The sequence below is a fragment of the Chryseobacterium sp. PCH239 genome, from assembly GCF_018924625.1.
GTDB classification, from domain to species: domain Bacteria; phylum Bacteroidota; class Bacteroidia; order Flavobacteriales; family Weeksellaceae; genus Chryseobacterium; species Chryseobacterium cucumeris.
This window is the reverse complement of record NZ_CP073027.1, coordinates 2,718,446-2,740,300: the sequence shown is the minus strand read 5'-3', so window position 1 is coordinate 2,740,300 and position 21,855 is coordinate 2,718,446. Positions and strand designations below refer to the sequence as shown.

Genomic DNA, 21,855 nt, shown 5'->3' with positions numbered 1-21,855 from the left:
GATCCGTGAGGAAGATCCCGGCCTTTTTATTAGGAGTTTTTTGTAGATTCTAAAATCTCAATATTTTTTACCACATCACTGCTTTCACATTTTTTTAATTCTTTTAAAAGAGCAGGAGTGAGGATCTTCGGATTCAGAATTTGGGTGGCAACTTTAGCGGCTGCGTAATCAACAATACCGATCACAGATTCTCTTAGGAAATTTGGAGTGTTGGAAGCGATAACTGCTGTTGCCCAGGAAGTATCTCTTGCTTTGGATATGGCAAAGTCAAGGACAGCATTATCTTTTCCATTAGAAAGTTTGTCCACAAGATCCACAGGATAACATATTTTGTTTAAAGAATCCTGTACGTTCTGATTAATGGAAGCAATGACAGTATTAATGTTCTCAAAATCCTTTTTCAAGGGGGTTATTTTCCGGTAAGGCATTATGGTGGCTGCAGAAATACCCAGATCCAGATTGATGTGTGCATTCATCCCAAGAAATATATGCTGTAATATCAAAAGATTCCTGTTTTTAGCAGCTTCAAAAGCGATGTACCATGAGTTGGTGCATCTTTCATTTTTACTGTAGCTTTCCCACGCCTGAAGATATCTTTGTGCAAACGCAATATCAAGCAATGTCATTCTGGGATTATCTTCAAATTTTTTCTGCTGAATTCCTTTCAGAACCTGTGCAGTCATGATTCTGTAGGTACAGGCAAAATATCCTGCCGGACTCTTGTTTTCTTTACACCAGATAATAATTTCATCCAGTTTTTTCAGAACTTCCTCAATGGTTTTCATGATAGTTTTTTGTTATTTAAAGATACTAAAAAAGTGAGCCGGAAAGCTCACTTTATATATTGTTCATTCAGATTATGGGGTGATGATAACCGGATCGGTGATGATAATCGGATCTGGAAAAGGTTCAAGAATCAGTGGCTTGCACATGGCAGCCGGTTGGCAGGTTCCTCCCATGCATATAAAATTGGTCATAGTGGTAGTGCCGTCAGGACATCTGATCATGCCTTCACCATGGCATCCGCCCGGACATTCTGCCGGATACAGGGTTCCTCCAAATACATCTTTCAGTTCTGTTCTCGAAAGTTTTGTGATGCTTAATTTTTTCATGAGTTTAATTTTTAATTATGGTATTGGTTTGTTGTAACCCGCTCAACATTAATAGAGTGAGTTGAGTTGCTGATTAGCTAAAATAATTAAATTAATTCATTGATAAAAGTAATATGTTTTGAATTTTTCATTTTATTTCATAGGTAATCATTTGAAATAAAACAGATTGTGTTTTAAATGATTTACTTATTTCTATATCAAGAGATATAAATTATTGTTGTTTTCTATTGTTAATTGTTTATTAATTCCCTTATTCATGATTTATATCATTCTGCTTTTGAATGCAAAGAATTAAGTTTGTGCACTTAAAATAAAAATATGAAAAAACTAAGTTTCTTTTTTACCAGTATTGTTTTGCTGTTTTTAACATCTTGCTCTACTGAAGAATTTGAAAATTCTAACCAAAATGAAAACTCAAAAAAAAGTTCAGGGAGAAATTTTGCTAAATTTGCTGGTGATGGCGCTTATGATATCTTAGGATATGGTTATAACGCAACAGGAGAATATGCAAATTCGAACTCCTCAGGATATCAGGTAATTGATCTTGAAAAGTTCAAAAACGAACAGGCCGGAAGATTGATTACGGATAATGTCTTTTCTCAGGAATATCTTGAAGAATATGGTGAAAATGCAGAAGCGTATTCAAAAATGGTATCTACGAAAGTAGGAGCAACAGCAGGATTCTCTTTATTTAAAAAGCTCATTTCGGTTACTTTTAGTTCTTCTGTGAGTAACACGACGACCAATAAATTTGATGCTAAATATATTTATGGAAGCTATAACCTTTTAATTAAACAAAGAAGATTCAGATTTAATGCTACCCCTGTTTTACTATCAGATTATTTGACTCCGGAGTTTTCCAGTGATCTGCAGAACAACAGCCCTGCGCAGATTGTAAACGATTATGGAACCCATGTTGCGGTAGATATTTATACCGGTGCTAAGCTAGATGTAATGTTTCAATCCGAAACCACGAATCAAAGCCGTGAAAAGGCTGCCAGAGTAGGGGTTAAAGTGGGTGTAAAAAGTATTTTTGATGCCAATGTTGATAATGACGTAGATACTTCAGAATCCAATAAAAACTTTTCCAGAAAACTATCCTTTAAAACAAGAGGAGGAGATCCGTCTAAGAGTTTGGTAGGAGAGTTAAACCTTGATCAGGCGAATCCTAAAATTAATATTTCCAGCTGGCAGAACAGTTCAACACCAACGAATGCGGTATTGGTAGAATTTGGAAGCAATGGTTTGATCCCTCTTTATGAATTTATTAAAGATCCAGTAAAGAAAGCTCAATTGAAAGCTTACATCGATCAGTATTTAATCGATAATCAGGTGAAATTAGATTATACCAATACGGCAAACCTTGTCAATGGTAATTTTGTTAGAAATCCTGCGACCAACCAGATCTTTTTTATGTTTGAAAACAAACTGAGATATATCCAAAGCCCTATGACGCTTTATGGATTATTTAATATTACCAGTGGTGAAATCGCTACTATGAGCCCAAGCAATTTATCTACAGTGGAACGTGGAGCAGATTTAACACCTGATAATGATCTCAAACAGGATAATTATACCAATAAGATTTATATGAGAGAAGGTAATACTTTAAGATATATTCCAAATATTGGTATTTATAATAAATATAGATTTAATAACAATGCAGTTAAAAAAATAAATGGTACTAGTGGTTATACAATAGGTAGCGATATTTTTTAATTTAAAATTATAACTGTAAAAAGAGACTGTCACACCAGACAGTCTCTTTTTATTTCTCAAATGTTTGCGGATAATTATTTGAATGTAGGATTAAAAAATAAATTGTATATTTATTTCCAGGTAAAGAGAAATAATAAAGAGGAATCCGAAAATCTTCAAGAGTAGGAAATCAAATTAAACTAAATTAATCATGAAAAATTTAAAAAGCTTAAACAGAAAAGAGTTAAAGACTGTTTTAGGAGGTGCAGCATTAGCCTGTGAAGCACCTGTAGATGGGGGATGTCCGGCAGGGTACACATTCTGCAGCAACCCTTATTGCTGTTATCCACCAAGAAAACCATTTATCTGTTTCGATTAAAAAAAATCCCTCAACTGAGGGATTTCTTATTTATTAAGGATTTTCTTTTGCAATTTCATCATGATGTTTAAGATACAAAGGCAGCGCTGCAGAACCATACCAAGGGAAAATTTCATAGCTGAATACACCAGCCTGAACTGCAGGATCTGTTTTTACCCACTGCTCGGCTTCTTCCGTAGATTTGGTGTTGAAAATAAACATACCGCGGTAGTTTTCCTTATTCTTTTCAAGAAAAGGTCCGGCAACAACAATTTTGCCTTCATTGGCAAGTTTACCGATATTAGACATATGCCCTTTCATAAGTTCACCCATTTTAGCTTTGTCTTCAATTTTAGTAGTACCTGTTGTCAGCATAACAATCGTATAAGGTTTCATCCCATATTTGTCAGCTCCTAAAGAAGTGGCCAATTCCTGATTATATTTAGATTTTTCTGCTTTCTTTTCCTGAGCAAAAGAAAATGCTGAAAGAAAGAGACCTGCAAGTAGTAGTATTCTTGATTTCATCTTGTTTTTATTTTGATAAATATAATAAATCCTCACAGATTTCCGAAAACTGAATTTCAAATGTCACTATGAAACAAAAAAACCTCGATGATTTCGAGGCTTATATCTAATTGTTCTGATGAGTTACTAATTTTTTATTCTTAAAAATTCTTTCGCCAGTTCGATCATCTTTGGATCTCCGGTATATTTACCATGCTCATCGGAAAGTTTTACTGTAGGAATCCATTCTTTATTAGGAGCCTGTACACCAATAAGTTTCATTACAATATTCATGGGTTTCAATCCCACATCATTGGTAAGGTTGGTGCCGATTCCGAATGAGATACCAATTTTTCCTCTGCAATAATTGGTAATTTCCTCTACTTTTTCAAGATTTAATGCATCTGAAAAAATAATATATTTAAACATAGGATTGATCCCATTTCTTTGATAGTGGGCAATGGTTTTATCTGCAAATTCCAGAGCATCTCCACTGTCATGGCGAACGCCATCGAAAAGCTTTGCAAATTTTTTGTCGAACTGCTGGAAAAATACATCTGTGGTATAAGTATCAGATAAAGCTACTCCAAGATCTCCCCTGTAAACATCTACCCAGTGTTCCAGCGCCAATTCATTGGCCATCTTGAATCCATATTCAGCTGCGTGGAACATAAACCATTCATGAGCATGCGTTCCGATAGGTTTTACACCGTATTTCATCGCAAAATGTACGTTTGAACTTCCGATAAAAGTAGACTCTTTTTTCTGGGTTAAAGCTTCCATCACCAGATTTTGTACCTTATAAGAGTGTCTTCTTCTCGTTCCAAATTCTGCAAATGTTACTCCAAGTCTGCCCAAGGAGTCAGCCTTTTCGATTGTTTTGCTCATTACCACCTCGTTGGAATCTCTTTCCATGTGGTTCATTTCATAATGCAGTTCACTGATCAATGCCAGCAGTGGAACTTCCCAAAGAATCGTTCTGTACCAAAGCCCTTCAACAATGACAGAAAGATCACCTCCTTCCTGATGGATTTTTACTTCAGAAGGATCATAGTGATAACCTTCTAAAAAATCAAGATAGGGCAAATCTATATAAGGACATGTTCTTGCCATGAACTTTTTTTCATCTTTTGTAAGTTTAAGTTCAGCCATTTTATTGACAGCTTCTCTTAAAGCAGCGTCAAACCCTTCCGGAAAGTGGTGTTTTCCCCTGTTGATAAATTCGTATTTTACGATAGAACTCGGGAATAGCTTTACCACAGCATTCTGCATGGTTATTTTATAGAAATCATTATCAAGGATAGAGTTTAATCTGACGTCGCTCATAATATGTGTAATTTTAACGCAAATATAAAAATAAAAAATAAAATCGCCTAAATGTAAGGCGATTTTTTTGAAATATTTCCATGCTTATGGATGGAGTTATTTTCCAAGATAAGAATTGTACATCCAAACTTCTTTCTCCTGCTCGGTGATATAGTCGCTCATCTGCGAATTTGTACCTTCGTCTCCTGCTTTATCTGTGATATCTAAAAGTTCTCTCTGCAGATCAATCACCACTTTGAATGAACTTAGAATTTGCTCAACACTTTTGATACCATCAGTTACTTCTTTGCTTTCCTTAATGGTTGCTACCTTTAAGTAATCTGAATAGTTATGTGCAGGTGTAGCTCCTAACGTAAGGATTCTTTCTGCAATCTCATCAATCTTTAAGACCAGGCTATTGTATAATTCCTCAAACTTTGGGTGAAGGGTGAAAAACTGATCACCTTTAATATTCCAGTGAGAACCTCTTGTGTTCTGGTAGAATACTGAATAGTTAGCTAATAGTACATTTAATTTTTCTGAGATGTTTTTACAATCGGCTTCTTTAAGACCGATAATACTTGCGTTTTTCATATGTATATATTTATTTTTAAAATGTGATACAATCACCACTTCGGTTCAGTAGAGTATGAAGCTTTTTTATGATGACTGATTTGTTTATCATTTGTATATCCCAAATTTACGAAATATCGTGCCGAACTCCACTGATTATTAATAGATCATAACTATAAGAAAGTTTTTAAATATAGTTTGGAAGTATTAATATTGTGTTTATCTAAAACAGACCTCAGAAATTATAGACTATTATGCTTTTTGATACCCTTATTAATATCCCTGAAAATAAAGAAAGATCGCTGGTGAAATATTTCAGTATTGGAATTGTACTGATTTATATTGGTGTTTTTATCGCATTATATCTGAAAGCTGAAGAACCATTTTCTGCCTGGACAATTTCTGACTGGCTGATCAATTATACAGATGGCGGTTTCAAAAGAAGAGGTCTTTTGGGAGATGTATTTTTTATATACAGGATATGACGGGATTGAAATTACAATTTCAGATCTTTATTCTTCAGATCGTGGGGTTGTCGGGAATTCTGTACGGGACGTTTTTATACCTGAAAAAATATAAGGTTGATCTTTTTTATATGAGCATCATGGCCTCACCTTATATTCTTTTATTTCCTGCATTGACTGTGAGAAATGCCGGGAGAAGAGAAATCATATTGATTCTTATAATGCTGTGGTATTCTTTTTCAAAAAAATCTAAGCTTAATGATGCGCTATTATGGATTTTTTATATCATTTTTCTTTTCATACACGAGGCCGGATTTTTTTTCTTTCCCTTTTTATTATGGATTAATTATTCTAAATGGCAGAAAATTAATATTAAATACTTCCTGTCTATAACAGCCGCAGCGTTTACCAGTATTGGTATTATATACTTTTGGGGTGGAAATGTGAACGAAGGTGAAAGTTTGTCGATCCTGAAAAGCAGAGGAGTGGTTTTTCAGGAAGAGAATATTTTTGATCTGGAATATTATTTTGATTTTAACTATGTTATTCAGTATAAATTATCGTTTCTGGTTCATGCTATTGAGCTCCTTGTTATGATATTTCAAATGGGTCTCTATATTTATCTGTTTAAAAAAGAATCATTATATAATTACCTTTTCTGTAATATGATCTGCATTATTTGGGTTGCTCCTTTATATTATCTTGGAATAGACTGGATGAGATGGAATTATATTTACTCCACATTATTATTCGTTGTTTTTACATCGCTGTTAAAAACAAATGATGCTGAAGGTATATCATTCAATACTAACCCGATAAAATCTTCATATCTTATTTTTTCCGGTGTTTTTTATTTATTGGTTCTCCTGCATCTTCAGCATGATACCATGATTGAATGGATTCAAAACTATCTTATATAGAATTAAAATTGAAGGGTTCAACCATCATAAGTGTAGGAAGATTTTTAAATACATCGGATCCGATTTCCGGAATTTATTTTAAAAAAAAAATATTGAAAACTAGGAAACGATAGATTTCATAATTATTTAATACTCATTTTTTAGACTGTAAAATCTATTTTTTCCTGCTTGTTTTCCGCATGTATATTGTACTTCTATAATGATACTCATGAAACGTGTTTCATTTCGGATGTAAGTATTTGATTTTAATTTTTATATAAGTATTTGTAGATTAAAAAAATATTACTATTTTTGCACCCTAAAATAAAAAGCAATTAAATGCCTACTATTCAACAATTAGTAAGAAAAGGAAGAGCCACGCTTGCCAAGAAGAGCAAATCGGCTGCCCTAGATTCTTGTCCACAAAGACGTGGTGTATGTACGAGAGTATATACAACTACACCTAAGAAACCAAACTCTGCACTTAGAAAAGTTGCAAGGGTAAGACTTTCTAACGGTAAAGAAGTTAACGCCTATATCCCGGGCGAAGGACACAATCTTCAGGAGCACTCGATAGTATTGGTTAGAGGCGGAAGGGTGAAAGACCTACCGGGAGTACGTTACCACATCGTAAGAGGTGCATTAGACACAGCTGGTGTAAATGGAAGAACACAGAGAAGATCTAAGTACGGAGCTAAGAGACCTAAACCAGGACAAGCAGCTGCTGCTCCTGCAAAAGGAAAGAAAAAATAATCATTAAATAAGGTACAAAAGCAATGAGAAAGACAAAAGCGAAAAAAAGACCGTTGTTACCAGATCCGAAATTTAATGATCAATTGGTAACGAGATTCGTAAACAACTTAATGCTTGACGGTAAGAAGTCAATCGCATTCAAAATTTTCTATGATGCATTAGATATCGTAGAAACTAAAAAAGGAGATAACGAAAAAACTGCACTTGAAATCTGGAAAGATGCACTTACAAATGTAATGCCTCACGTAGAAGTACGTTCTAGAAGAGTAGGTGGAGCTAACTTCCAGATCCCTATGCCAATCAGAGCTGATAGAAAGATTTCTATGGCAATGAAATGGTTAATCAAGTATTCTAAAGCTAGAAATGATAAGTCTATGGCTTTGAAATTAGCTAACGAAGTTGTAGCTGCTTCAAGAGAAGAAGGTGCTGCTTTCAAAAAGAAATCTGATACTCACAAAATGGCGGAAGCTAACAAGGCTTTCTCACACTTCAAATTCTAATCTGAAATGGGAAGAGATCTTAAATTTACAAGAAATATTGGTATCGCTGCTCACATTGATGCAGGTAAGACTACCACTACAGAAAGGATTCTATTCTATACAGGGGTAAACCACAAAATTGGAGAGGTTCACGATGGTGCTTCTACAATGGACTGGATGGAGCAGGAAGCAGAAAGAGGTATTACTATTACTTCTGCAGCTACCACTTGTTCTTGGAACTTTCCAACAGATCAAGGAAAAGCTTTACCAGAAACTAAACCTTACCACTTCAACATCATTGATACACCGGGACACGTTGACTTCACAGTAGAGGTAAACAGATCTTTAAGAGTATTGGATGGATTGGTATTCTTATTCTCTGCAGTAGATGGAGTAGAGCCTCAGTCTGAAACAAACTGGAGACTTGCTGACAACTACAAAGTTGCAAGAATGGGATTCGTAAACAAAATGGACAGACAAGGTGCTGACTTCCTTAACGTGGTAAACCAGGTTAAAGAAATGTTAGGATCTAACGCAGTTCCAATCGTTTTACCAATCGGTGCTGAAGAAGATTTCAAAGGAGTTGTTGACTTAATTAAAAACAGAGCGATCATCTGGGATGAAGCAGGACAAGGAGCTACTTTCGAAGTAGTGCCAATTCCTGAAGATATGAAAGATGAAGTTCTTGAATATAGAGAGAAACTAGTAGAAGCTGTTTCTGAATATGACGAAACTTTGATGGAGAAATTCTTCGAAGATCCGGATTCAATTACAGAAGAAGAAATCAATGCTGCATTGAGAGCTGCTACTATCGATTTATCTATTATCCCAATGACTTGTGGTTCTTCATTCAAGAATAAAGGAGTACAGTTTATGTTGGATGCAGTATGTAAATACTTGCCTTCTCCATTGGATAAAGATGATATCAAAGGTACTGATCCGAGAACAGACGCTGAAATTACAAGAAAACCATCTGTAGATGAGCCTTTCGCAGCTTTAGCATTTAAGATTGCTACTGACCCGTTCGTGGGAAGATTAGCATTCTTCAGAGCTTACTCTGGAAGACTGGATGCTGGTTCTTATATCTTGAACTCTCGTTCAGGAGATAAAGAAAGAATCTCAAGAATCTATCAGATGCACGCTAACAAACAAAACCCGGTAGAATATATTGAAGCTGGTGATATTGGTGCAGCGGTAGGATTCAAATCTATCAAAACTGGTGATACGATGTGTGATGAGAAAAACCCAATCGTTCTTGAATCGATGGTTTTCCCTGATCCGGTAATCGGTATCGCTGTTGAGCCTAAAACTAAAGCTGACCAGGATAAAATGGGTAACGCTCTAGCTAAATTGGCTGAAGAAGATCCAACGTTTACTGTAAGAACTGACGAAGCTTCTGGACAAACGATCATCTCTGGTATGGGTGAGCTTCACTTAGATATCATTGTAGACCGTATGAAGAGAGAGTTCAAGGTTGAAGTAAACCAGGGACAACCTCAGGTAGAGTACAAAGAAAACTTAACAAAAGTTGCCAGCCACAGAGAAGTTTACAAAAAGCAATCTGGAGGTAAAGGTAAATTTGCTGACATTGTATTTGAACTAGGACCTGCAGACGAAGGTAAAGTTGGTTTAGAATTCATCAATGAGATCAAAGGTGGTAACGTTCCTAGAGAATTCGTTCCTGCAATTGAAAAAGGATTTAAAGCTGCAATGAAGAACGGTCCATTGGCTGGTTTCGAAGTTGAAGGTATTAAAGTTACTCTTAAAGATGGATCTTTCCACGCAGTGGATTCTGACGCTCTTTCTTTCGAAATGGCTGCTAAGCTAGGATTTAAAGAAGCTGGTAAAGCTGCTAAACCAGTAATTATGGAGCCTATTATGAAACTGGAAGTTGTAACTCCGGAAGAATATATGGGTAACATCATTGGTGACCTTAACAAGAGAAGAGGTACTATCAGTGGCCAGGAAGAGAAAAACGGAGCTGTTGTAATCAAAGGTTCTGTTCCACTTTCTGAAATGTTTGGATATGTAACAACTCTAAGAACACTTTCATCAGGAAGAGCTACTTCTTCTATGGAATTAGAGAAATACGCACCAACTCCACAAAACGTTGCTGAAGAAATCATAGCTAAAGCAAAAGGTTAATTTTTAAATTAAAGAAATGTCACAAAGAATCAGAATAAAACTAAAATCTTACGATTACAACTTGGTAGACAAGTCTGCTGAGAAAATCGTAAAAACGGTAAAGGCTACTGGTGCTGTTGTAAACGGTCCTATTCCATTACCAACGAATAAGAGAATCTTCACAGTGTTGAGATCTCCGCACGTAAACAAGAAAGCAAGAGAGCAGTTCCAATTATCAGCTCACAAGAGACTAATGGATATCTACTCTTCTTCTTCTAAGACTGTTGATGCTCTAATGAAATTAGAACTTCCTTCAGGTGTAGACGTTGAAATTAAAGTGTGATAAATGCATACTTTGCAATGATTATACAATCCGTTCCTTTTCAGGGACGGATTTTTTTTAACTATGATTTTTAAAACTCAATTAATAGAAGAGCCAGTTTGTATTTATCAAATCGGCTTTTTTTTTTGCATTGTACTTTCTATAATGATAAAAGATCTTCATGGGTTTTGTCTTAATAATACAGATAATCCATTCGGGGATCTTAAAGAGTCTGTGAACTAGGTTAATAATCTGATATTGGCTGGGCTTTTCATGGTGACATATGTCACATTGCTTTATTTATTTAGAATTAATAAAAATAATAATTTTGCAAAAAATTATCAGATGAATAAAGTAGTATCCTTTTCTCTGCTTGTATTGGGTGGGGTTTTTGTAAATGCACAGAAAGTTAACGATTCTATCAAAAAGTCGAAAGAAATTGATGAAGTAGAATTATTCGGTGAAAGAAAAAAGCAACCGCAAGGTTTGGAAGCAATCACAAGATTGCCTTTAAAAACCAGAGACCAGATTCAGAGTATTTCCGTAATCTCGCATAAAGTAATTGAAGACCTTGGAGGGCTGACGGTTACTGATGTAGCAAAGAATGTTCCGGGAGTAACTCAGTTCGGCAGCTATGGAGGGACCAGAGAAAGTATGTCTATCAGAGGATACAGAGGAGTACCCGTTTTAAAAAATGGAGTACAAATGGATTCCGATTTTCGTACTGCAGGAATGCTTACCGATATGCAGGGAATAGAAAGTATTCAGATAATTAAAGGTTCTGCTGCTGTTACACAGGGAATAGGAGATGGTTTAGGCTCTGCAGGTGGAGTGATAAATGTGGTAACTAAAGTACCCAAATTTATCAACCAGACTAATGTAGGTTTCAGATATGGAAGCTGGGATTTCTATAGACCAACAGTCGATTTTCAGAGAGTACTAGATTCTCAGGGGAAAGTTGCAGTGAGACTAAATGCTGCTTACCAAAATAATAACAGCTTCAGAAGATTTATTAATACAGAACGTATTTATGTAAATCCATCTATTGCCATTCGTCCGGATGATAAAACGGAGATTGTAGTGGAAATGGATTATATGCATAACAATACAACACCAGATAGAGGAACTGTAAACCTTGCTAAAGGAGATACAGAAGCAATATACAGAATGCCAGGTAGAAAATTCCTTGGTTTTTCTACAGATAAAGCAAAGACTGAAACATTCAACTTTTCAACAACTGTTACACGAAAACTGACTGAAAAATTGAAGGTAAGAGCGGCTTATATGAGCTCATCCTATCAGACCGAAATTGTAGGTGCAGCACTGGCACCTCTAAAGAGAGATAATCCGACAGAATTCCGTAACAGAACATTAACAAGATCTGACAGGGAAGATTTAAATAAGGTATTCCAATTTGATTTTATTGGTACTGATGTAATGACAGGGTTCATGAAACATACTTTCCAGGTAGGTTTTGACTGGAAAGAATCTAACGTTACTACAACTTCATATAAAGCAAAAGATGTTGACCAGATCAACGTTCTGAATGAAATCAACAATATCCTGCCTGCCGGAGTTAATATAGACTTATCAACAGCTAATGCAATCAATACGGTAGCTCCTACTATGGGATTAATGGCACAGGATGTTATTACGTTCAACAAATATATAAAGGCTCATTTAGGAGTTCGTTATAGCAGACTCATCGGTTCGGATAAAGAAAAAGACTACGCATGGAACCCTTCATTGGGAATTATGATTTCTCCGATTGAAAATATGAACATCTTTGGTTCCTATACAAGTACTACAGCGTTGAGAAGTTCCAATAACGTATTGTTTACCGGTGGAACTGTTGGAGCTTCCACTACAAAACAATGGGAGGCTGGAATTAAGTCCGACTGGCTGAATGAAAGATTGAGATTTAATGTAACCGTTTTTGATATCAATACGGATAATTTATCATATGAACTTCTTGATGGTGGAAACCCTACAGGGAAATATGCACTTGCAGGTAACCTAAAAAGACAAGGTGTAGAAGTGGAGTTGATAGGTAAAATTCTTCCCAACCTACAGGTAATGACCGGATGGGCCTATGTAGATGCACAGTATAAAGACAGTCCTTCATTTGTGAACGGTTCAGCACCTATTAATACTCCTAAACATTCTGCTAATGCATGGTTGAATTATAAATTCGATAAGGGGATTCTTACAGGTCTTGACGTAGGAGCCGGAATTTATTTTGTTGGAGAAAGACCGGTAGATGATTATAAACAGAAATATACCAATACAGAAAACGGTCATGTGAACGGAACCCAGCCTGGAGAAAAACCTTTTTTCATGCCGCAGTATACTACGGTAGATGCCCAAATAGGATATTCCTTCAAAAATGGATTAGGATTAAGAGGATTCTTCAATAATATTTTTGATTCCGTAGGATATAACTCTTATTTCAGAGGCGGATATATTGATCAGATCCAGCCAAGAAACTTTGCTGTACAGGTAAACTATAAATTCTAACACAAAAATTATGAAAATTAGCAGAACAGTATTCTTATTATTAATTGCCGTTGCCGGTTTAAGCTCATGTTCCGAAGAGCATCTGTCTGAAGAGGAACTGAAAACAGCAAGAGAAAATATAGAAAGACATTACACAAATCCCAGAAGTATATATTCATGGGGTAATATTTCTCCCTGGAAGGATCATTGGAATAATACATTTTATCCAAAATCATTTTCATCTGCTCAAATCGGAAAGAGTATGATAGCGGAAGAAAAACAAAACCTTGAAAACCGTTTTTCAGGAAAAATCAAATAATATATTTCAAACATTCATATCAATTTTAATTAGAAAACATTAAGACAGTACTATTGTCTTAATGTTTTTGTTTGTATTTATGATTCCTGATTCCTGATTCCTGTTAATTTTATACATTTAATCAATCTATAAAATGATCACCATGGAAAAAATGAACCATAGCTTTTTTGAGAAATTTTCAAATTGGGCTGTAAAATTTACAGGAAGTCCATATGCTTTTATAGGAGCCTTTATTATTGTAGTAATATGGGCAGTAACAGGACCTTTTTTTAATTATTCTGAAACCTGGCAGCTGGTAATCAACACCGGAACTACAATCATTACTTTTCTGATGGTATTCCTCATTCAGAAAGCTCAGAACAAAGACTCCAAAGCCATACAGATTAAACTCAATGAGCTTATTGCGGCTCACGAAAAAGCAAGCAATCGCATTGTGGATATTGAAGATCTTACAGAAGCAGAGCTGGATCAGCTCCATGTTTACTATGAAAAACTGGGTGAGCTGGCCAAAAAAGATGCGGATATCCATACGTCTCATTCCATTGATGCAGCACAGAGGAACCATGATTACAAATATGAGTTCTTTAAAAGAAAACATGAAGAATGGATACAGAAACAGGGACATAAAAAACAGAATTAAAAATTTTCTAAATATTTTTGAATATTATGGTTTTTTTAATTCTCTTATTGGTGTTATTATGGATTTCAGTGGTTGTTTTTAATTTTTAATCTTGTTTTTAGTGTTTGTTTTAATAAATATTTACTTTTATTGAAAAAACATATGAAAGTAAAATTATTTTGTTTGCCGATATTCCTGTTAGCAATATCCGCGAATGCCCAATGGAGCAGAGGATTGCCTCAGCAGAAAATAATAAAAAAAAGTGATCATTCTGTTTATTACAAGCTTGATATTGACCAGATAAGAACACAGCTGCTAAGAGCTCCTAAAATAGGTGAAGGTTCTCCCATCACTATTAATATTCCAACTCTTGAAGGCAAAATTGAGAAATTTACAGTCAATAGTTTTCCGGTAATGGATGAAACTTTGGCTAACAAATACCAGCTGGGATCCTATGTTGGAATTGGCGTTGATGATCCTACTAAATATATTAGATTCAGTGTTGCTCCCCATGATTTTCAGTCTATGATTATTGGTGCTGAGGGTCAATATGAATTTATAGAACCTGCAACATCTGATAAGTCTTATTATTCCGTACATGGAAAGACTAATAAAAGCGGACATGCATTTGCCTGCTCTACCAAAGAAGATAAAGAAGCTGTGGCTAATCTTGAAAAGCTTAAGAATTCTGGAGCAGCAGCAAAATCAAATAATAAAACCTTCCATACCTTAAGATTAGCCATGTCTGTTACAGGTGAGTATACTGCCTATTTTGGCGGTGTTGCTGGCGCACTGACACAGATCAATGCTACTTTATCTAGAGTAAACGGTGTATTTGAAAAAGAATTTAATCTTCATGTCAATGCAATTGATGTTCCTAACCTGATATTTACTAACGCAGCTACCGATCCTTACAGTGATTCCAGTCAGATGTGTAAATGGAATTATGAGCTGATGAATACATTGCATGGAGGAGCTTATGGGGTTACAGATGCTAATTTTGATATAGGTCACTTGTTCGGAGCTTCTGGAGGAGGAGGAAATGCAGGCTGTATAGGCTGTATAGGAAATAATGATACATCTACAACTATTAATCCTGATTGTGATAATTTACCTTCTCCAAATAACTACAAAGGAAGCGGTTTTACTTCCCCTGCGAATAGTATACCACAGGGTGATAACTTTGATATAGATTATGTAGCACACGAGATGGGACATCAGCTTGGAGATAACCATACTTTCAGCAGAGATGAAGGAACGGGTTCTAATACTTATGTAGAACCAGGTACAGGAAGTTCTATTATGGGATATGCGGGGCTTTGGGGAAGTATGTCTGTTCAGTCACATTCAGATGCCTATTTTCATAGTGTAAGTATTGATCAGGTACAGGCTAATCTTGCTGCGGTAACCGTTGATGTGGAAACACCAATCACCAATAATCCGCCGGTTGTAACGGCCATGAATACGACGTATACCATTCCGAAATCTACAGCATTCGTGCTGACTGCTTCGGCAACTGATCCAGATGGTGATGCTCTGACTTATTGCTGGGAACAGGTGAATTCAAGTAGCCTTTCCGGAGGGGTAACTAAAACCAATATCGGAAATACAAGTTCAGGAGCAAACTTTAGATCCTGGGCGCCTACCACAAGTCCTACCAGATATTTCCCTAAGCTGGCAACCGTATTGGGAGGAGCTGTAAAAAATACAACAGATTTTGAAGCTGCAAGTACGGTAGCAAGAACGACTAACTTCCGCGTGACAGTAAGAGATAACAAACCAGGAGGACAGGCTCAGACTGCTTATGCTACACAAACTGTTGTAGTAGGTTCTGCAGCGGCATTTACTGTAAACACAACATCATTGACACCTAATGTGAACTCTGCAATTGCATGGACTGTTTCCGGAACAACAGCTGCTCCATATAATGTAGCTAATGTAAAAATTGATTATACAGAAGATGCGGGAGCATCCTGGAATGTCCTTGCTGCATCAGTTCCGAATAGCGGATCGGCAAACGTTTTCATCCCTGCATCTTTAGCCGGAAAAACAATTCACTTGAGAGTTTCAGCAATCGGAAATGTTTTCTATGCCGTGAAGCAGGCTACCGTGTCCAGTCTACTGGCAGTTTCTGAAGGAGAAAATGTGAAATCTGTTAAAATCTATCCAAACCCTGTAGAAGATGTATTGAATGTGATGAATGTCTCTTCCAGTGCTTCTTATGAAATTTTTAATGCTCCAGGCCAGTTGATTGCAAAAGGAACAATAGGAGAAGGCAAAATTAATGTAAGAACTCTTGTGAAAGGAATCTACTTTATTACTATTACCAATAAAGAAGAAAAGAGTACCACTAAGTTTGTAAAAAAATAATCCGGTTAACAATCAAATAAAAACCTCTGATCACTCAGAGGTTTTTTTATGGTTTATACTATCTCATAAAATAGTTGAAATAACTACAGCTTCCCATTAAGTTCTTCGTCGTTTCAGTATCAGAATACTGAGCTTTCAACTGAGCAAAATAGGTTCTGTATTTTTGGTTTTTAAGGTTGTCCATTTCCTTTTGTCTGGCATCTTCTTTTTCAGACCATTTTGGATCAGAATAATCAAAGTCTTTTGGTGCTTTCGCTTCATACTGGTAATACTTGCCCTGTTCAGCACTTGCCATCTGGAATAAGATTCTTGCTTTTTCCTCTTTATTACTGGAAAGCTTAAGTGCTTTTTGATAATAGTTTATTGACAGGTCAAAATTATCAGGTTCAATATAAGAAGTATCAAGGAAGTTTTTGTAGTAATACTTGTAAGGATTCTTTCTGTCTGTATTCCAGAAATCATATTTACCTCCGTTGCTGTTGTCGATATCCATAACAAATAATTGACGATAATATCCTAAAATAGAAGTATTGTACAATAAGTTTCCGATAAGCTGATTGGCTTTTGCCGCTTTTTCACCCGTACCGTTTCCGATCTTTTTCAATTGAATCAATGCATCTGCCAGCTCAAGTTTGTCCATTCTTGTTTTGATGAAAGGGAAATCAGTATAGTTTTCTGCTTTCATACTTTCAGTGTCAGCACTTCCGAAACTTTCCCACACATTATGTCCGAATACGAGATTTGAAATATTTTTAAATCCATTATATTCTGAAGGAGCATATTGTTTTGGAGTGATGGTTTGCCCATTCTTTTCTGTCCATTCATAATTTTGTCTTGGAATACCCGCAAAACTTTTTGCTTTTTCATAATACGCTTTTGCTTTTTCAAAATCGGCAAGTCTCATGGCTCTGTCTCCATAAATGGTATTAAAGAAGGCATCAATATTACCTACGCTGTCCATATTTTTGGCAATAATCTGCTGCTCAAATTGGGTTTTATCAGGCTTTCTGTAAAACTCTTCCACGCTTTTTACCAAACTGGAATTCGGATTGTACTGCAGATCTGAAAGTTTATTGTTCATCAGGAATGACTTTCCATCCTCTCCCTGGAGAAAATAACGGTTCGCAATGACATCTTTAAGGAAATCTGCTGTAGAAGGTACTTCACCATAATAATCGAAATTATCTGTAGTGGCTGTATCTTTCTCTACCTTTTTCTCTACAAAGTATTCTGCATAATCTTTCATCAGATGGTCTTCATAGTCTGCATCAATTTTCGGCTGGGAAACGATGTCATTCAGAACTTTCATCCTTTTGATTTCCTCCAGATATTCCGGATTGGCCGTTTTGATGCCATTAAGAATTTCAGAACTTTCTTTATAGTCTTTCTTTAAAAACTTAAGATAAGCATCTGCAATCTGCCAGTATTCATCCTTAGACTTTTCTTTTGTTTTGTTTGTGAATTTTTCCAGGTCGTTAAGGAAGTCCTGTGTTTTTTCATCGTAATAATACCCTGTTCTGTTATAGAATGGAATTCTGTCCGGATTGCTGAACAGCTCATCATCACTTTGGTCTGCCTTGGCATTGTCACCTTTTTTATCAGATTTGGAACCACCGAAAAGATTTTTGAAGAACCTTACAATTTTCTGCCAGAAAGAAAGCTTTTCTTCTTTCACCTCAGTTTTGGTTGAATCTGCAGATGTACTTTTTGAGGTGTTATCCGTTGAATTCTCTTTTTCTGCTGCTTTCTGAGCATCTGAAGTGTAGTAATAGGTAGGCAGATAGCTTCTTTCAAGCTCGTTGATACTTCTGGCAGCCATTACCTTCAGAATCTCGGAATCTGGATTGATTTCATACATCTTTTCCATCATCGGAATAGGATTGTTGAAGTCTTCATAGCCTAAAAGGAAGTAAGCCATATTCTTTTCTTCATTCGTGTTGGCTCTTTTCATGATATTGCTGAAAGAGGCCGTGTCGGAAAGCTTCATCGAAACAAATGCAGATTCCTTACGGTCTTTGCTGTTCATGAATACCTGGAAGAAGTTCCAGTTGGCATCACTGTTCATTTCCAGTCCTCTTTGTGCTCCTGCCAATTGGTCCAGAGACATGAAGTACACCGTTCCTTTTAATTTGATAGGCTCTACATACGTTTTGAAAGCCTGTACTGCAGAATAGTAATTTCTTGTATAATGATTCAGACGTACCAGCTGATATCCGTAACGCTGTTTGATTTCCGGATTTCTTGCTGCATTGTACAGAGAGGTTAAGGCTGCAATTGTTTTATGGTAATCAAGAGCAGTAGCATTTTTTCTGTTGGCATCCCTGTCGTAATAGAATGAGTTTTCACTTTCTATATAATTGATGCTCATATAAGGCTCAAGATATTTGGCTTCAATCAAATAATCAATACCTTCCTTATATTTCTGGTAAAATCCGGTGCCTAGTTTTTGTAAAAGAGGGTTGGTTGGATTTCCGTTCTTTAAAGCATTCAGGTCGTTCATACTCATCTTATACACCAGATTCTGAGTTTCAGAATAGCTCAGCTGATTGTTGAAAAACTTCTTCCAGGTTTCCACATTGTCATCAGGAATCAATGCTGAGTTATATCCTCCATAAAATCTGCTTGAATAATTGTGCAGGAAGGGAAGATAAGCCTTGTCTTTGATGATGGTTTGCGTAAAAAGGTTGAAGTAATCATAATCAGGATCTGACCACGCACAGGCGTCAGATTGTGTATAGAAAAGTGATACGACCGCAAGTGAAAGAATATACTTTTTCATAGGGTGTGTAGTGTTTTTTTAGTTTTAATATTGTATGATGGCAGTGTTCTGGCAAGTATGCCTCTATCTCTAAGAGATTAAAATTTCCGGTCTGAAACAAATTTACTATCTAATTGATAATAAATAATATTAAAATGCGGGATTTTTTTCTGTAAAAATACAATGACATCGTTAAGCTGTTCTTCGGAGATTTCTTCTACCTTTATTTTGAAACCTTTATTTAAATAACTTCCGAAGTAGAATCCGTCTTTCATGACTTCAACTTCGTGATCTGAAATCTTTTTGAAATTGGCGTTTTCCAGATCTCTTTTCGATAAGGCATTAATAAGTCTGTGTTTTCCTAAGTGATTGGTAACAATCCCCCATGAATAAATGGGAAGTGCCACCTCAATCTTTTTGATAGGATAGTTTTCCATCTTTGAAAGATAGCTTTTCAGAATATTCACATCCAGGATAGAATTCTTATCAGACTTTTCCAGAGGTGATGAAGTAGAGTAGCACATCAGGTATACTTTTTCCACAGGAGGAATTCCGGTCTGCTTTTTATCTTTCACCTGATGAAGGCGAAGCGTACAGGTTATTTCTTTTCCGGAAATTCTTTTGAGTTCTTTCAGAAATTTAAAATAATCATTTCGTGTACCGGCGGTCCAGTCACAGTCAATTTGAATTTCATTGTTGGTTTTCAGTTGATATTCTTCTGCTTTCTTCTGAATTAAAAGATAAATGCTTTCTGCCAGAAATCTGATCTCATCTGCAGAAATGCCCAGCAATGTCTGGTTGGTAATGAAAACCGTAGGAACAATCTGTTTGTTTGTCTGAAAACTTGGGGCTTTGGTGATTACTGCAACAGGTTGAAATTTCCCATTCACCTTATCTACATCAAAGAATCTGGTGTACAAATAAGGAACTGTTGCTTTATCTAATGCTTTCTTTTCTGTATTGTCAAGATTCAGTCTGGTTTTCCAGTAATAAAATGTGTAAGGATGATTCTCTTTCCTGCTGCATGATACAATAAGGAAAAGAAGAAATAGAAATAAAATTTTTAAATGTTTCATTGGTGCAAATCACCCTTCAAAATTAAAGATATTTTGGCAGAATATAAACCGTAAAATCCCGGTGATTGAACAAATGAAAGCCAATGATGTGAAGGTGAGGTGTTACAAATGTATAAAGTTTTTGCTCACGGCAAATTACAGTAGTACCTTTTTACAATTACGTGGTGGTCTCCCAACAACAAGAAAACCACCCCTGATGGAGTGGCTTCTCTCTATATATTATTGTACTACTTAAAAAATTCGCTTTCGCAGGTACAGGTTTCTTTATTGATGCTGTCAGAAGATGAGCAGCAGCCTTCAAGGTTTTTAACATTTCCTTTTTCATCCGTAAGGTAAATTTTTTCTTTATCAAACTTTACGAAAAACGTTTCCTCATATTTTTTAAAAACCACTTTCATTACCTTATTGGGTGCGTATTTACCAACATTGATTTCTTCCGTTGTTTCTTCTCCGCTGGCCTGATTCACCTGAACGTATCCAAAATGTACATCACCATTATTTTTGAGATCCAGATAATAATGAGGAGTACCTGTGCCACTATATCCTTTCATGATATCAAAAGCTCTGTATCCAATAAAAGGAAGCTCTGTCTGCTGTGCCCACGTAAAAATACTGATGCACAGAATCATTATACTGAAAAACTTTTTCATAGATATTTTTTTCAAAAGTAAAGATTTTTAAGCAAAAACATTCACCGTAAAAACACGGTTGTTTAAAAGATGTGTTGTACAAAATCTCTTTCACTGAAAGTTTTTTATAACAATAAAGCCACTTCTTTTGGGAGTGGCTTTCTATAATGAGTTAAAATAAGATTAAAAAACGGTTGCCGCAAGCTGAATCCTTGCAAACTTATTCGATGGATTCCACATCGCCATCATGGTTACAGGAAGACTGTAATGATCGGTAATCTTAACAACCTTTCCGGCCTTTAGGCCTACGTTTACAATGTCAAAGCTGTTTTTGCCATTGCCATATAAAAAGGTTTTGTCGTTGAGGGCAAACCCGGCTCCTACAAATGCATCCAGATTGACTTTCTGTCCCTTAATAACAGGATAACTTGCCTGTACATAAGTAGAATATCTGTTCTTTTTGTAACTTCCATCAGCTTCCAGAATTACTTCTCCTGCATTGGCACCTCCATACAGCATGATATCAGTCTCAATATTGATTGGGAATGATGGTCCGAAAGTATAGTTGGTCCTTAAATCAATAATATGAGCAGTTCTTCTTTGTGAATAGCTGAAGATATCATCAGCAGCCACCGCAGTATTGATGTTTCGGGAGTTGTAAAGATCCCATAGCCCGATATAAAAACGTCCGTCAGAATATTGAATATAATAATTGATCTCTTTATAATGAGTGTTGTCTTTGTCATCCGCCAGTGCAGATGCTCCCCAGATTCCTACCTTCCATTTTTTCTCTGCATCCAGGGCATACGACAGATTTCCCATTACAACAGGTTTATCAGTAATGATAAGACCTCTCCATAAATGATTATTCTGAATGTTGGCTGTAAAATCAAGTCTTCCTTCTTTGGATTCCTTGGCTTCAGCACTTTCCTGTGAAAGTAGCTTTCCTGTTCCTAAAACAAGAAAGAAGATCCCTTTTAAGATTTTTCTCATCATG

Annotated in this window: 21 protein-coding genes; 13 read left to right on the top strand and 8 right to left on the bottom strand. The window is 36.0% G+C overall.

What is annotated here, in order from left to right; all coding sequences use genetic code 11:
- Window positions 1-29 precede the first annotated feature (29 nt).
- Both KBP46_RS12770 and KBP46_RS12765 read right to left on the bottom strand, forming a co-directional pair.
- Window positions 30-785, bottom strand: coding sequence for a DUF5995 family protein (locus KBP46_RS12770; RefSeq protein WP_216443407.1), 756 nt, complete (start codon window positions 783-785; stop codon window positions 30-32).
- A 72-nt stretch (window positions 786-857) separates the two neighbouring features.
- On the bottom strand, window positions 858-1,112 hold the full coding sequence (locus KBP46_RS12765; RefSeq protein WP_062673570.1) for a hypothetical protein: 255 nt from the start codon (window positions 1,110-1,112) through the stop codon (window positions 858-860).
- A 318-nt stretch (window positions 1,113-1,430) separates the two neighbouring features.
- Between KBP46_RS12765 and KBP46_RS12760 the strand changes: the two genes are divergently transcribed.
- Window positions 1,431-2,831, top strand: a complete 1,401-nt coding sequence (locus KBP46_RS12760; protein WP_216443406.1) for an MAC/perforin domain-containing protein — start codon at window positions 1,431-1,433, stop codon at window positions 2,829-2,831.
- A 190-nt stretch (window positions 2,832-3,021) separates the two neighbouring features.
- Window positions 3,022-3,189, top strand: coding sequence for a hypothetical protein (locus KBP46_RS12755; protein WP_157885768.1), 168 nt, complete (start codon window positions 3,022-3,024; stop codon window positions 3,187-3,189).
- A 33-nt stretch (window positions 3,190-3,222) separates the two neighbouring features.
- Here the strand turns inward: KBP46_RS12755 and KBP46_RS12750 are convergent, their stop codons facing one another.
- The 3 genes from KBP46_RS12750 to KBP46_RS12740 all read right to left on the bottom strand — a co-directional run bounded on the left by KBP46_RS12750 (window position 3,223) and on the right by KBP46_RS12740 (window position 5,571).
- Entirely contained in the window at window positions 3,223-3,693 is a 471-nt protein-coding gene (locus KBP46_RS12750; RefSeq protein ID WP_120232582.1) for a YciI family protein, read from the bottom strand.
- Between the two features lie 126 nt (window positions 3,694-3,819).
- A complete protein-coding gene (gene pncB, locus KBP46_RS12745) occupies window positions 3,820-4,998 on the bottom strand; it encodes a nicotinate phosphoribosyltransferase (RefSeq protein WP_216443405.1) in 1,179 nt (392 codons plus the stop codon).
- Window positions 4,999-5,094: 96 nt separating this feature from the next.
- Window positions 5,095-5,571, bottom strand: a complete 477-nt coding sequence (locus KBP46_RS12740) for a Dps family protein (protein ID WP_216443404.1) — start codon at window positions 5,569-5,571, stop codon at window positions 5,095-5,097.
- A gap of 233 nt (window positions 5,572-5,804) precedes the next feature.
- Between KBP46_RS12740 and KBP46_RS12735 the strand changes: the two genes are divergently transcribed.
- The 11 genes from KBP46_RS12735 to KBP46_RS24125 all read left to right on the top strand — a co-directional run bounded on the left by KBP46_RS12735 (window position 5,805) and on the right by KBP46_RS24125 (window position 16,890).
- Entirely contained in the window at window positions 5,805-6,035 is a 231-nt protein-coding gene (locus KBP46_RS12735) for a hypothetical protein (protein ID WP_216443403.1), read from the top strand.
- The gene (locus KBP46_RS12730; RefSeq protein WP_216443402.1) at window positions 6,032-6,934 is read left to right on the top strand and encodes a hypothetical protein; all 903 of its coding nucleotides are present in this window, start codon (window positions 6,032-6,034) and stop codon (window positions 6,932-6,934) included. Before KBP46_RS12735 ends, KBP46_RS12730 begins: the two co-directional genes overlap by 4 nt.
- A 318-nt stretch (window positions 6,935-7,252) precedes the next feature.
- Window positions 7,253-7,666 carry a 30S ribosomal protein S12 gene (rpsL, locus tag KBP46_RS12725; protein ID WP_002983146.1) on the top strand — a complete coding sequence of 138 codons (414 nt, stop codon included), beginning with the start codon at window positions 7,253-7,255 and terminating at the stop codon, window positions 7,664-7,666.
- 23 nt (window positions 7,667-7,689) lie between these two features.
- Window positions 7,690-8,166, top strand: coding sequence for a 30S ribosomal protein S7 (gene rpsG / locus KBP46_RS12720; protein WP_062673583.1), 477 nt, complete (start codon window positions 7,690-7,692; stop codon window positions 8,164-8,166).
- 6 nt (window positions 8,167-8,172) lie between these two features.
- The gene (fusA, locus tag KBP46_RS12715) at window positions 8,173-10,290 is read left to right on the top strand and encodes an elongation factor G (protein ID WP_062673585.1); all 2,118 of its coding nucleotides are present in this window, start codon (window positions 8,173-8,175) and stop codon (window positions 10,288-10,290) included.
- Window positions 10,291-10,306: 16 nt separating this feature from the next.
- Entirely contained in the window at window positions 10,307-10,612 is a 306-nt protein-coding gene (gene rpsJ / locus KBP46_RS12710; protein WP_002661363.1) for a 30S ribosomal protein S10, read from the top strand.
- Between the two features lie 324 nt (window positions 10,613-10,936).
- Complete coding sequence (locus KBP46_RS12705; protein ID WP_216443401.1) at window positions 10,937-13,108, top strand: TonB-dependent siderophore receptor; 2,172 nt, start codon at window positions 10,937-10,939, stop codon at window positions 13,106-13,108.
- A gap of 10 nt (window positions 13,109-13,118) precedes the next feature.
- Window positions 13,119-13,406, top strand: coding sequence for a hypothetical protein (locus tag KBP46_RS12700; protein WP_216443400.1), 288 nt, complete (start codon window positions 13,119-13,121; stop codon window positions 13,404-13,406).
- Between the two features lie 142 nt (window positions 13,407-13,548).
- Entirely contained in the window at window positions 13,549-14,046 is a 498-nt protein-coding gene (locus tag KBP46_RS12695) for a low affinity iron permease family protein (RefSeq protein ID WP_062673805.1), read from the top strand.
- A gap of 141 nt (window positions 14,047-14,187) precedes the next feature.
- Complete coding sequence (locus tag KBP46_RS12690) at window positions 14,188-16,395, top strand: zinc-dependent metalloprotease (protein WP_216443399.1); 2,208 nt, start codon at window positions 14,188-14,190, stop codon at window positions 16,393-16,395.
- 342 nt (window positions 16,396-16,737) lie between these two features.
- Window positions 16,738-16,890 (top strand): hypothetical protein, encoded by a 153-nt coding sequence (locus KBP46_RS24125; protein ID WP_082798777.1) that lies wholly within the window; start codon window positions 16,738-16,740, stop codon window positions 16,888-16,890.
- A 2,361-nt stretch (window positions 16,891-19,251) separates the two neighbouring features.
- Here the strand turns inward: KBP46_RS24125 and KBP46_RS12680 are convergent.
- From KBP46_RS12680 to KBP46_RS12670, 3 genes are all read right to left on the bottom strand, one after another.
- On the bottom strand, window positions 19,252-20,229 hold the full coding sequence (locus KBP46_RS12680) for a hypothetical protein (protein ID WP_216443398.1): 978 nt from the start codon (window positions 20,227-20,229) through the stop codon (window positions 19,252-19,254).
- 227 nt (window positions 20,230-20,456) lie between these two features.
- Complete coding sequence (locus tag KBP46_RS12675; RefSeq protein ID WP_216443397.1) at window positions 20,457-20,879, bottom strand: hypothetical protein; 423 nt, start codon at window positions 20,877-20,879, stop codon at window positions 20,457-20,459.
- Window positions 20,880-21,041: 162 nt separating this feature from the next.
- Complete coding sequence (locus KBP46_RS12670) at window positions 21,042-21,854, bottom strand: hypothetical protein (RefSeq protein WP_216443396.1); 813 nt, start codon at window positions 21,852-21,854, stop codon at window positions 21,042-21,044.
- Between the last annotated feature and the right edge of the window lies 1 nt (window position 21,855).

Bases quoted from the DNA above. Each gene is read 5' to 3' on its own strand.
- rpsG (WP_062673583.1), top strand. From the start codon at position 7,690: ATGAGAAAGACAAAAGCGAAAAAAAGACCGTTGTTACCAGATCCGAAA.
- KBP46_RS12735 (WP_216443403.1), top strand. From the start codon at position 5,805: ATGCTTTTTGATACCCTTATTAATATCCCTGAAAATAAAGAAAGATCG.
- KBP46_RS12695 (WP_062673805.1), top strand. From the start codon at position 13,549: ATGGAAAAAATGAACCATAGCTTTTTTGAGAAATTTTCAAATTGGGCT.
- KBP46_RS12740 (WP_216443404.1), bottom strand. From the start codon at position 5,571: ATGAAAAACGCAAGTATTATCGGTCTTAAAGAAGCCGATTGTAAAAAC.
- KBP46_RS12680 (WP_216443398.1), bottom strand. From the start codon at position 20,229: ATGAAACATTTAAAAATTTTATTTCTATTTCTTCTTTTCCTTATTGTA.
- KBP46_RS12750 (WP_120232582.1), bottom strand. From the start codon at position 3,693: ATGAAATCAAGAATACTACTACTTGCAGGTCTCTTTCTTTCAGCATTT.
- rpsJ (WP_002661363.1), top strand. From the start codon at position 10,307: ATGTCACAAAGAATCAGAATAAAACTAAAATCTTACGATTACAACTTG.
- KBP46_RS12765 (WP_062673570.1), bottom strand. From the start codon at position 1,112: ATGAAAAAATTAAGCATCACAAAACTTTCGAGAACAGAACTGAAAGAT.
- KBP46_RS12755 (WP_157885768.1), top strand. From the start codon at position 3,022: ATGAAAAATTTAAAAAGCTTAAACAGAAAAGAGTTAAAGACTGTTTTA.
- KBP46_RS12770 (WP_216443407.1), bottom strand. From the start codon at position 785: ATGAAAACCATTGAGGAAGTTCTGAAAAAACTGGATGAAATTATTATC.
- KBP46_RS12670 (WP_216443396.1), bottom strand. From the start codon at position 21,854: ATGATGAGAAAAATCTTAAAAGGGATCTTCTTTCTTGTTTTAGGAACA.
- rpsL (WP_002983146.1), top strand. From the start codon at position 7,253: ATGCCTACTATTCAACAATTAGTAAGAAAAGGAAGAGCCACGCTTGCC.
- KBP46_RS12690 (WP_216443399.1), top strand. From the start codon at position 14,188: ATGAAAGTAAAATTATTTTGTTTGCCGATATTCCTGTTAGCAATATCC.
- fusA (WP_062673585.1), top strand. From the start codon at position 8,173: ATGGGAAGAGATCTTAAATTTACAAGAAATATTGGTATCGCTGCTCAC.
- KBP46_RS12675 (WP_216443397.1), bottom strand. From the start codon at position 20,879: ATGAAAAAGTTTTTCAGTATAATGATTCTGTGCATCAGTATTTTTACG.
- pncB (WP_216443405.1), bottom strand. From the start codon at position 4,998: ATGAGCGACGTCAGATTAAACTCTATCCTTGATAATGATTTCTATAAA.
- KBP46_RS12705 (WP_216443401.1), top strand. From the start codon at position 10,937: ATGAATAAAGTAGTATCCTTTTCTCTGCTTGTATTGGGTGGGGTTTTT.
- KBP46_RS12700 (WP_216443400.1), top strand. From the start codon at position 13,119: ATGAAAATTAGCAGAACAGTATTCTTATTATTAATTGCCGTTGCCGGT.
- KBP46_RS12760 (WP_216443406.1), top strand. From the start codon at position 1,431: ATGAAAAAACTAAGTTTCTTTTTTACCAGTATTGTTTTGCTGTTTTTA.
- KBP46_RS12730 (WP_216443402.1), top strand. From the start codon at position 6,032: ATGACGGGATTGAAATTACAATTTCAGATCTTTATTCTTCAGATCGTG.